The organism is Gordonia sp. UBA7599 (assembly GCA_002477755.1).
GTDB lineage: Bacteria > Actinomycetota > Actinomycetes > Mycobacteriales > Mycobacteriaceae > Gordonia.
In genome coordinates, this window is sequence record DLKD01000012.1 from 24,858 (window position 1) to 27,078 (window position 2,221).

Consider the following 2,221-nt stretch of genomic DNA (forward strand, 5'->3'; position numbering starts at 1 on the left):
TGCGGGGCGCCTTTGTAGTCAGTGGCCCTAGGTGGCCGTGGATCCTAGGTGTTGATGATGGTCAACGGGTTCGTGTAGAGCAGCTTGTCCTCCGGCAGCGGGAGCTCGGTGGTGCCGAACGGCGACAGTGCGCCCGCGATTCCGGCGGCGAACTCCGACACTGCGTGCTCGCCGTCCGGGTAGGGCCAGCCGTTATCGACGTAGTGCCGCTTGGATTCCGCGATGACTTCTTCGACGTCCTGCTTGGCGTCTTCGACGATTTCGTTTGCGCTCACGACGCTCATTCTGCCATGCGCCCGCACGCCCCGGGCAGTGAACCGCCCACCACTACACTCAACCCCGTGAGTGCCACCGACCAGCCGAGCGGATTGGCACACGTGCTCTCCCAACGCCCCGACGACGAGTTGGTCGCCCTCCTGGGCGCCCGCCCGGATCTGGCTTCACCACCACCGGGCGGAGTGAACGTCCTCGCGCAGCGGGCGATGTCGGCGGGCTCGATCAACGTCGTCGGCGAAGAGTTGGACCTGCTGCACGCCGCGATCCTCGAGGTGCTCCTCGCGGCCACCGAGGGCGACCGCGGCAGTCGTGCCCGACGAGCAGTCAGCGACGCGGCGGTCCGCAAAGCACTGTCGGGACGGGCCGCGGCCGCACAGATCAACGCCCACCTGGCCACCCTCGTCGACCTCGCCATCGTCTGGCGGGAGGACGCCGGACTACACATCGCCGGGCATACCACCGCCGCTCTGCCCTGGCGCGCCCGACACATCGCCACCGACCAAGCGCCCCGCACGCCCCTCCAGTGGCAGGAACTGCTCGACGACCTCGACGACGGTCCGCGCGAAGTCCTCACCGCCCTCGCGATGGGCCCCAGCGTCGGGATGACCAACGACGCCGGACCCGACGCCGACCCGGCGCGACCGGTCCCCCGCCTGCTCGCCGCGGGCCTCGTCGCGCGCGTCGACCGCCAACTCGTCGAGATCCACCCCACCGTCGCGCAGTTGATCCGCGGGGAGCCGCCACTGCGCATCGATGATCTGCGCCCGCCGCCACTGCCGGCCGCGACGACCACGGCGTCGGCACTCGGTGGACCTGCCGCACTGTCGGCCACGGCCGCCGGGGCTGCGCTGGAACTGCTCCGTGAGACCGCCGACGTGCTCGACAGCCTGGGTCGCACTCCGGCACCCGAACTCAGCTCCAGTGGCATCGGCATCCGAGAACTGCGCCGCATCGCCAAGGACACCGGGCTTACCGCGCAGCGTGTCGGACTGATCCTCGAGCTCTGCGCCGCGCAGCAGCTGATCGCCGTGGGTTACGCCCAACCCGAGTCGCAGGGCTACGACGCCGCTCGGATCTGGGCGCCGACCCCGCTCGCCGATGCGTGGGCCCACCACAATCCTGCGCGCAAGTGGGCGGGCTTGGCCACGTCCTGGCTGATGCTGACCCATCGCCCATGGCTGATCGGAGAGCGCGACGCCGAGGGCAAGGTGATCGGCGCAGTCGTCGTCCAATCCGACTTCGCCGCACCGCGTGAGCGCCGCCAACTGCTGGAATCACTCGCACAGGCCGACCCCGGGGTGGCGCCGTCAATCGACGACCTGGTCTCTCGGACGCTGTGGCGTCGGCCCCGCATGCGGCGACGGCTGACGCGCCAGGCGGCCCAGCACACACTGCGCGAGGCGACAGAACTGGGTCTGGTGGCCCATGGGGCCCTCACCGAGGTCGGGCGCCTCCTCTTGGCCGGTCCGGCCGACGACGAGTTGACCGGCGCGATGGACAAAGCCTTGCCGGCACCGGTCGATCACTTCCTCGCCCAGGCCGACCTGACGCTCATGGTGCCCGGGCCGATGACTGCCGAGCTGGCCCCGCAGGTCGCGCTCATCGCCGAGCTCGAGTCGGCGGGCGCGGCGTCGGTGTACCGCGTCACCGAAGACAGTGTGCGCCGGGCACTCGACGCCGGACACACCGGCGCCGAGATCGTCGCGCTGCTGCACAACCATTCGAAGACCCCGGTCCCGCAGGCCCTGACGTATCTGGTGGAAGACGTCGCGCGACGGCACGGCACGCTGCGCGTCGGCGTCGCCTCGTCGTTCGTGCGCTGCGACGACCCGGCGACGATGGCCGCGGTCCTGCGCAGCAAGGAGGCCGACGCGGTGGCGCTGCGCCCCCTCGCCCCGACCGTTCTGGTGTCACCGGCACCGCTGCGCGACGTGCTCGACGCGCT

General features: G+C 70.8%; 2 protein-coding genes. One reads left to right on the top strand and one right to left on the bottom strand.

Annotation, left to right across the window (positions count from 1 at the left end; all coding sequences use genetic code 11):
• Nucleotides 1–44: 44 nt before the first annotated feature.
• Nucleotides 45–275 carry a hypothetical protein gene (locus B4L26_RS01345; RefSeq protein ID WP_324550326.1) on the bottom strand — a complete coding sequence of 77 codons (231 nt, stop codon included), beginning with the start codon at nucleotides 273–275 and terminating at the stop codon, nucleotides 45–47.
• A 66-nt stretch (nucleotides 276–341) separates the two neighbouring features.
• Between B4L26_RS01345 and B4L26_RS01350 the strand changes: the two genes are divergently transcribed.
• Nucleotides 342–2,221 (top strand): helicase-associated domain-containing protein (locus B4L26_RS01350; RefSeq protein WP_290714907.1); only part of this gene is annotated, 1,880 nt, incomplete at its 3' end.